The organism is Acinetobacter sp. UBA6720, assembly GCF_002454215.1.
Lineage (GTDB): Bacteria > Pseudomonadota > Gammaproteobacteria > Pseudomonadales > Moraxellaceae > Acinetobacter.
Genome location: NZ_DKIK01000002.1, coordinates 1 through 8,025, shown reverse-complemented (window position 1 = coordinate 8,025; position 8,025 = coordinate 1). Strand labels below are relative to the sequence as shown.

Below are 8,025 nucleotides of genomic sequence, written 5' to 3'. Positions count from 1 at the left end.
TCCCAAGCGAAACCTTGAGTAGACAGACGAGCTGGGTCACCGTTGTATTCGTTTACTAGAGACGATTTAACAGAGTTAGCACGAGCTAAAGATAAACGTTCGTTCAATGCACGTGGACCAGTGTTGTCTGTGTGACCTTCGATGCGAGCAGTAGCGTTTGGATATTCAACTAACTTCTCAGCAACTTTAGCGATTTCTGGTTTGTATTGGTCTTTGATATTTGATTTATTTGTATCAAAGAACACACGAAGTTCCATGTTAAGGTCTTCAGTTAACTCTTGCGGTTGTGGTTCAACAGGCACAACAGGCTCAACTGGAGCAACTTCTACTACAGGAGCAGCAGGCTTCAAGTGACCACCAAGAACTACGTTAAGACCAGCAAGTGCTGTGTAGTTCCAGAAATCTTCATCAATGTTGTAAGTAGCACGAGCTTCAGTACGTAGAGATAAAGCGTCGTTTAAGCGCCAGAAAGCACCAAGACCAGCATTACCTAAAGTACCTTCTTCGTCTTTAGCAATACCATCGATGTCATATTTATAGTGACCAGCACCTAAAAGTACGTACGGCTTAATTTTGCTGTCGTAGTTTTTAGTAATCAAATCAGAAGTAGCATAGAAGTTACCATTGATTTGAGTTTGCTTGTATTCAGCACCTGCAACTGATGAACCGTCTACATCACCTTTAACTTGGCTGTATTCAGCTTCGAAACCTAACCATGGAGTCAATTCAACACCAAGAGCAGCACCAACGAATAAATCGTCTTGAAGTTCAGGAGCATCTGTTAAGTGATCAGCAGCACCGTTATTGTGCTGGCTGTCCTGCCAAGTGTAACCAAGCATTAATGGAGTAACAGTTACGCCCGCGTTTGCAGCAGCTAAAGGAGCAGCTACGAGCATTGCTAATGCAATACGACTCATTTTCATGGATTTATCCTCCAGAGATAACAATTGTTTTTCAAGCTAAGCTTAAAATTATTTAACCATTCTGAGATAGGTTTTTTTATACCCCAGTTTTATTTTTAAGCTATTCGCAATGAATCATACAAACACTTTATTTTTTTTCCAAGTGCTTGATAACTTTAATCAAGTAAATTATTGACAAAATTACTTACAATTTCCGTTGTAATTCGGTAATTTTTTACTCAATTTTTAGTTGCGAATCGCTTATTTTCACTTGTCATACATTTTAACAGCTTTTTGAACAAGTTGAGTACTACTAATTATGTATAAAATTTGTTTGATAAACAAAGCTTTAATAAATAAAAAATAATCTTAGAATAAAAAATACGGATAAATACATGTTTTATATCAATAAAAAAGGGATAACTTTGTTTGAACTTGTGATTACCATCACTATTCTTGCCATCATTTGCACACTCGCCCTGCCATATTTTCATCAACACATGGCCTCACAAGAGCGAAGCAAGACGCTGAATATATTAAGAAATAGTATTCAGGCAGCCAAGAATATAGCCAACTTACAACATCAAAATATCACCATTTGTCCAAGTCAAGACCTCGTTCAATGCCAGAATCATCAATGGAACACAGGCTTTATTGTATTTATCGATAATAATAAAAACCGACGAGTAGATCCCACTGAAACCATTATTCGGACAGAACAGCAACAGCTCAAATATGGCAATCTTGATTGGCGAGGCACACTCAACCTTCCATCCTTAAGCTTTAAAGCTGAAAATGGTCTCCCTCTCGGCTCAAATGGAACTTTTTATTATTGCTCTTTGCAAAGCTCAGATCATTTTAAACTGGTCATGAGCAAAATGGGACAGCTCCGAGCCGAACCACTCAATACCTGTAACTAGACCCATGAGTCCATAATCACGTTTTCAGCTTTTCACTCTAAAAAATTTGCATATACTGCTTAAGTTTCCAACAAAACAGATAAGTGATTTCGGAGAAGAAAATGACAGACATCGTGATTGTAAATGGTGCACGTACCGCAATGGGTGGTTTTCAAGGCAGTTTAGCAAGCGTAACTGCGCCTGAACTCGGTGCTGTGACCATCAAAGAAGCGATTGCTCGAGCAGGCTTACAAGCAAACGATGTAGAAGAAGTCATTATGGGCTGTGTTCTACCTGCCGGTTTAAAGCAAGGTCCAGCACGCCAAGCTATGCGCCAAGCTGGTTTACCTGATTCAACAGGTGCCGTAACCATTAATAAGCTCTGTGGTTCTGGTATGAAAGCAGTTATGCAAGCGGCGGACATGATCAAAGCTGGTTCTGCAAATATTGTTGTTGCAGGTGGCATGGAGTCGATGACAAATGCACCTTATATTTTAACCAAAGCGCGTGCGGGCTACCGTATGGGACATGGCGATGTCAAAGACCACATGTTCCTTGATGGTTTAGAAGATGCTGAAACAGGCCGTTTGATGGGTTCTTTTGCACAAGATATGGCCAATACTCGTGGCTATACGCGTGAGCAAATGGATGCCTTCGCGATTCGCTCTTTAGAGCGCGCACAAACAGCGGTCAACGAAGGTTACTTTGCCGATGAAATTGTTCCTGTAACCGTTTCAACGCGTAAAGGCGATGTAGTTGTAGATAAAGATGAACAACCGTTCAATGCCAACATTGCAAAAATTCCAAGCCTTCGCCCTGCTTTTGCTAAAGACGGCACCATCACTGCGGCAAATGCAAGTTCAATCTCGGATGGTGCATCGGCATTGGTTTTAACTTCAGCAGAAAATGCATCGAACAAAGGTTTAGCACCATTAGCAAAAATTGTGGCTTATGCATCGAACTCACAACATCCATCAGAATTCACCATTGCACCCGTCGGTGCAATTGAAAAAGTACTGAAAAAAACGGGGTGGGATGCACAAGAGGTCGACCTTTGGGAAATCAATGAAGCTTTTGCAATGGTGACCATGTGTCCAATAGATGACTTCAAGCTTGATCCTGCAAAAGTGAACATCAATGGTGGAGCTTGCGCACTGGGTCACCCTGTCGGTTCAACAGGCTCACGTATTATCCTCACTTTAATTCATGCACTTAAACGCACAGGTGGTCAAAAAGGGATTGCAGCACTATGCATCGGCGGCGGTGAAGCGACTGCTGTCGCGATTGAATTACTTTAAGATGCAAGCAACCTTCTTTTATTGACATATTTTATACAATAAAAGATTGAATGATTAGCTGATATAAAAGCGACATTTATGAGAATCCTTCGACTTCGGGGGATTTTCTATTACAAGATTGTATTATGGTCGATCTCAACGACTTGTTAAAATAACGACGAAAAAAAACAACAAGGATAAGACAATGCAACTGAATCACTACCTCAACTTTGACGGTCAAACCGAAGCCGCTTTTAATTTTTACAAATCTGTCTTTGGTGGAGAGTTTGCAACGTTCATGCGTTATGGAGATTTACCTTCAGATGAAAGTTCAGTCACCCTTTCCAAAGCTGACCAACAAAAAATCATGCATGTTTCATTACCGATTAACGAAACAACAGTGCTTATGGCATCCGACACGAATGATCAGTTTTGTGCTCAAAGCAATACTGTATTTACAGTAGGTAATAACCATTATATTTCGATCAATTTGGAAGCCCATGAGCAAGCCGATGCAAAACGTTTATTTGATGCACTTTCAATCAATGGAAAAATAGAGATGCCTCTAGAGAAAACCTTTTGGGGTGCACTCTATGGCGCATTTACTGATCAGTTTGGAATTAAATGGATGGTGAATTGCCAACTAGATGGATAATTGCATATTTGTAATAATGCAATCTCAAATTGATATTACATTATTATTTCTCTATTTATATGTTTTCTAATATTTTACGAACTCCAATATCTTCAAAAATCTCAGGGTATTGTTTCATAAAAGTTGGTAAATGTTGTTTCACTTCATTTTTCTGAAGTACAGTCCATCTCGGTGGATAGGTTTCATAACTAAGAAATTGTAGACGACACCGTAAATGATAGTAAAAGCTCTGCTGATCTTTCTCAGTTTCTATAAATTTTTGCTGCGTAACAAACCAATAAAGCTGATCCCATAAACTATAACCTTGCGTTAAGTCTAATTTTTGCTGAAATGACAAACTTCCTTCGACTAAGCATAAATACTGTTTTAATTCATCTAAAGTAGGCTGGGTATCACAATATCCTTTTGCTTTAATAAATTGAGATGGTGACACTATTTGTTGAGTAGAATGAAAATATTCTAAATATTGATTTAGTTTGATATTTTTTTGTTTCAATGCAAATAAGACCAATGCATTTGCAACTTTTTGAGATTCCATTTTTTCAATAATATGAAAAAAATGAGGTAAATCACCTTTCCATAGAATCCATTGAAAAGCTCTAATTTTCAGCTGTTGTCGGTTTAAACTATCAATAGAATATTGAGTAAAATATTCTTTAAAATCAAATTGACATTGCCTTAAAGCAAAATATGCATAATCCATTATAGATAAATAATGACTGTGCCAAAGCTTAATTAAATCATCCGTTGTTAAAACACCTCTATGATACAAGACATCAAATAAACAATACTGCACATCTCGAAATTTTGAAGTTTGGAGTTCAACCCAAAGATCCTGATTTGATTGAGTTTGAATAATAAAATCAAGCCAAAACTTACGGACTATTTGGTCTTTCGCAACTTTGCATAATTCAATCAAGTAATCATGTTCAACCCATTGGTATTTTTTGATATAAACCAACAAAATACGAGGAAGTTCTCCTTGTAATGAAATCAAGGTGTCTTGCAAATAACTTTTATTATTAGCAACCTCTTTCAATAATAATTCTTCAACTTCAGTAACAACGCGTATTCGCTTTTGTATCGCCGCAATATCTAAAAAATAATCAACACAGAGCCGACTAAATTCAGGCCTTTCACTCCACCGTTGCAAGTGTATAGCTGCCAACTTTTGGTTAATTGGAACATAGTCACTTAACCGAAATAATAAAGCTGGAAAAAGTGCAGTCTCATAACAGTCTTGCAGTTGTTCTAATGTACTCTGACGTATATACCCATCATAACTTCTAAGCTGCCAAAGCAATTCATCTAAAGAACTTTCTTCAAGATTTTCATTTTTTATTTTTGGCATAATTACATAAGAAGATTGTTCTTCTAAACATTCAACGGACTGCTTTTCAAATACATTAGATGCATTTATATGTTGCTCAGACAAACCAAAGAGCTTTTTTAAAAAGTTTAACATTTTATTTTTTAATGAAAGAATTTTATTTTTATAACAAATTATGAAATAGCTGTCATTCACTGTCGATTATCAAACATCAATATTTGAGAATTGCGCAATAATAGTGAGCCCCACAGTAATAAAACCGATACCAAGCCATCCTGCTAGATCTATGTTTTGTCCTAAAAATGTCTTGGCCAGTAGTGCAGTGGCGATGACACCAATACCAGACCACAGCACATATAAAATGCCTGCTTGCATAAATTTTAAAGCATAGGCAGCGCATGCAAAAGAAATCATGTACAGCACTAGCGCAATGCCTTGATCCAATTTATTGACCAAGCCATTGCCTTTTGCAGAGTAAAAAGTCGAAAGTACATCTGTAGCAATAGCGATGAGTAGCCAAATAACACCAGGATTAATCTTTGCAAAGAGTGCCATCATGTCAAATTTTCCTGCTTTTTTTCTTCAATTTGTTCATCAAAAATGCTGCGTATAAATACAAAAAAGCTGGACTAAAGTCCAGCTTTTCAATGCTTGCCTAAAAATTTAAGCGCCTGTTTGATAACTGGCTTGAGCAACGGCTGTTGATGCTTGATACGGATTTCTAAAATCATTTAAACCCGCTGCTGCTTCAAGAATGTCTTTGCCTTCTTTAACAACAAAGGTATCAAAGCCTGAACGTTTCATGTAGTTCAAGACATCTTTAAACACATCACCTGTTGCGCGTAGTTCACCTTGGAAACCTTGGCGACGTAATAGCGCTGCAAATGAATAGCCACGACCATCGTTAAAACCAGCAAAATCAATAAATATGGCATCTAGCTGATCTAAAGGGAACTCATGCGTTTCAGGTGAAGCATCGACTGTCACCAGTAGTGCTTTTTTACCCGAAACTTGAGCCAATTGATCTAACTGCTCAACCGTTAAAACCACATCACCTTGTGGTAAAACACCACCTTCACCAATCACTTGGTAAGTGTTGTCGGCAATCGTGCCATCTTTAGAGAGGACTTGTAGTGCTGTATTAAGCATATGCACGCTCCTTAAAGGGTTGGATGCCCACACGGCGATAAGTTTCAATGAATTCTTCACCCTCATTTCGAAGGTCAAGATAGGTATTTAAAATTTCTTCAACGATGTCTGGTACCACTTCAGCTGCAAATGATGGGCCTAAGATATCGCCAATCGAAGCATCATGGTCTGCATTACCACCCAAAGTGATTTGGTAGAACTCAGCACCTTTTTTGTCTACACCTAAAATACCAATGTTGCCCACATGGTGATGACCACATGCATTCATACAACCTGAAATATTCAGATCCAGTTTGCCGAGGTTATAAATGGTATCTAAGTCATCAAAACGACGTGAAATCGCTTCAGAAATAGGAATTGATTTTGCATTTGCCAATGAACAGAAGTCACCGCCTGGGCAGCAGATAATATCTGTTAAGAAACCAATGTGCGCACGTGCTAGATTGTTTTTCTCAAGAATAGTCCAAAGCTCAAACAAATCTTTCTGAGGCACATCGACCAAAGAAATATTTTGCTCATGCGTGGTCCGCAATTCACCAAAGGTGTATTTGTCTGCAAGATCTGCAATCAAATTCATTTCTTCCGTGGTCACGTCACCCGGTGCAATACCTGTACGCTTCAACGAAATCGTTACAATACGGTAGCCCTTCACTTTGTGAGCATTGGTATTGATATTGAACCACTGTTTGAATTTTGGATGCGTAGCAAACTGTTCAGAAAAATCTTCATCTGCATAATCTTGATAATCAAACGGTATAAATTCTTCGTCTAATTTCTGCAAAATTTCAGGCTGAATCTTTAAAGTTTTAATGGTATGCGCAAACTCAGCTTCGACTTTTTCAGCAAAGACTTGAGGAGTTAACGCTTTCACTAAAATTTTAATACGTGCTTTGTATTTGTTATCACGGCGACCGTGTAAGTTATAAACACGTAGTACGGCTTCTAAATAAGCAATCAGGTCTTCACGTGGCAAGAAATCACGAATGAAACTACCAATTACAGGGGTACGACCTAAGCCACCACCGACTTTAATTTTATAGCCGATCTCACCCGCTTCATTTTTAACGATATACACCCCAATATCATGGAATGAGGTCGCTGCACGATCGGTTTCTTCAAGTGCTGATACAGCAATCTTGAACTTACGTGGCAAGAAAGCAAATTCTGGGTGGAAGGTTGACCATTGACGGATCAATTCACAGGTAGGACGTGGGTCAGCTACTTCACCAGCAACCACACCCGCATATTGGTCTGTAGTCGTGTTACGAATACAGTTACCCGAAGTTTGGATCGCATGCATTTGTACCGAAGCAAGCTCTTGAAGCATGTCTGGAACATTTTCTAGCGCAGGCCAGTTAAACTGAATATTCTGACGGGTTGAAACGTGTGCATAACCACGGTCAAACTCAGTTGCAAGTTCTGCAACTTTGCGCAATTGCGTTGAGTTCATTAAGCCATAAGGCACAGCAATACGTAACATTGGCGCATAGCGTTGTACATAGAGACCGTTTTGAAGACGTAATGGGCGGTACTCATCTTCAGTGAGTTTTCCAGCTAAATAACGTTCCGTTTGGTCACGGAACTGTGCAACACGTTCATTGATCAGTTGCTGATCGAAATCAGTATATAAATACATGGCGTACAGCTAGTAGTTTCATTATAACGGCTGACAGCATAACGAGATTTAAACTATCAACAAAATGCGTTTTTTACATATTTCATAGCTGTTTTATTGATAAGGATAAGTAGATGCACGGTTTGTCCCTAATCCTAAAGGTTTTTTCTGATTAAAGTATTTTTTATTAGATACTTA

8 protein-coding genes are annotated in these 8,025 nt (G+C 38.5%); 3 read left to right on the top strand and 5 right to left on the bottom strand.

The annotated features are described in order from the left end of the window. Positions 1-923, bottom strand: a 923-nt coding sequence (omp38, locus tag B4F08_RS00205; protein ID WP_291372318.1) for an outer membrane protein Omp38, incomplete at its 3' end; no start/stop codon positions are given. A gap of 374 nt (positions 924-1,297) precedes the next feature. Between omp38 and B4F08_RS00200 the strand changes: the two genes are divergently transcribed. From B4F08_RS00200 to B4F08_RS00190, 3 genes are all read left to right on the top strand, one after another. After that, on the top strand, positions 1,298-1,822 hold the full coding sequence (locus B4F08_RS00200) for a GspH/FimT family pseudopilin (RefSeq protein WP_086208832.1): 525 nt from the start codon (positions 1,298-1,300) through the stop codon (positions 1,820-1,822). A gap of 101 nt (positions 1,823-1,923) precedes the next feature. After that, positions 1,924-3,099, top strand: coding sequence for a thiolase family protein (locus B4F08_RS00195; protein WP_291372315.1), 1,176 nt, complete (start codon positions 1,924-1,926; stop codon positions 3,097-3,099). A gap of 184 nt (positions 3,100-3,283) precedes the next feature. Continuing rightward, entirely contained in the window at positions 3,284-3,733 is a 450-nt protein-coding gene (locus tag B4F08_RS00190; RefSeq protein WP_291372313.1) for a VOC family protein, read from the top strand. A 55-nt stretch (positions 3,734-3,788) separates the two neighbouring features. Here the strand turns inward: B4F08_RS00190 and B4F08_RS00185 are convergent, their stop codons facing one another. The 4 genes from B4F08_RS00185 to B4F08_RS00170 form a co-directional block, all read right to left on the bottom strand. Continuing rightward, positions 3,789-5,258: a hypothetical protein gene (locus B4F08_RS00185; protein ID WP_291372311.1), complete on the bottom strand. Its 1,470-nt coding sequence runs from the start codon at positions 5,256-5,258 to the stop codon at positions 3,789-3,791. A gap of 9 nt (positions 5,259-5,267) precedes the next feature. Further along, positions 5,268-5,621: a DMT family transporter gene (locus B4F08_RS00180; RefSeq protein ID WP_087528269.1), complete on the bottom strand. Its 354-nt coding sequence runs from the start codon at positions 5,619-5,621 to the stop codon at positions 5,268-5,270. A 105-nt stretch (positions 5,622-5,726) separates the two neighbouring features. Beyond that, positions 5,727-6,212: a DUF934 domain-containing protein gene (locus B4F08_RS00175; protein ID WP_291372307.1), complete on the bottom strand. Its 486-nt coding sequence runs from the start codon at positions 6,210-6,212 to the stop codon at positions 5,727-5,729. Further along, complete coding sequence (locus B4F08_RS00170; RefSeq protein WP_086208837.1) at positions 6,205-7,848, bottom strand: nitrite/sulfite reductase; 1,644 nt, start codon at positions 7,846-7,848, stop codon at positions 6,205-6,207. Before B4F08_RS00170 ends, B4F08_RS00175 begins: the two co-directional genes overlap by 8 nt. Between the last annotated feature and the right edge of the window lie 177 nt (positions 7,849-8,025).